This window comes from Candidatus Nitrosotalea sp. FS, from assembly GCF_011319475.1.
GTDB lineage: Archaea > Thermoproteota > Nitrososphaeria > Nitrososphaerales > Nitrosopumilaceae > Nitrosotalea.
The window spans coordinates 1-509 of the sequence record NZ_RCMC01000080.1; the positions used below are offsets into that span (position 1 = coordinate 1).

2 protein-coding genes are annotated in these 509 nt (G+C 37.7%); both read left to right on the plus strand.

Translation table 11 applies throughout. From position 1 onward, the window contains the following. Window positions 1–238 (plus strand): hypothetical protein (locus DYY66_RS12965; protein WP_218583590.1); only part of this gene is annotated, 238 nt, incomplete at its 5' end. Further along, a partial coding sequence (locus tag DYY66_RS03185) for a dihydrofolate reductase family protein (RefSeq protein WP_166286157.1) occupies window positions 235–509 on the plus strand: 275 nt, incomplete at its 3' end. The genes DYY66_RS12965 and DYY66_RS03185, both read left to right, overlap by 4 nt.

Genomic DNA, 509 nt, shown 5'->3' on the forward strand with positions numbered 1-509 from the left:
CGAATTGCAAAAGCGGTTCAATGATAGAAAAATGAAATTAGGTAAGCAAGTCATGAAGATTAAAACGCACAAGAAAGAAAGACGGTTAAAAGTTGACAAATCTAAAGAGCCCGTTCCCATGAGGTTTTGGGGACTGGTTCCAAGATTCTGTTTGGATACCATTCCACTTATATCGTTACAATCGCATAATTCTCTTGATTTGTACTTGAGAAAAAATAAGAAGGAGACGTTAACATGAGAAAAATAATTGTTTTATTATTTATTACATTAGATGGAGTAATGCAAGCACCTGGTGGACCTGACGAAGATACATCAAGCGGTTTCAAATATGGCGGTTGGACTGTGCCTTATTTTGACGAAGTTGGTGGCAAGGTCATGAAAAAACAGATGAAATCTGCAGATCTTCTTTTGGGCAGAAAAACATTTGAGATTTTTGCCTCCTACTGGCCGAAGCATGAAAATGAATGGCCAGGTATCAATGATGTCACAAAATACGTCATGTCCAAGAC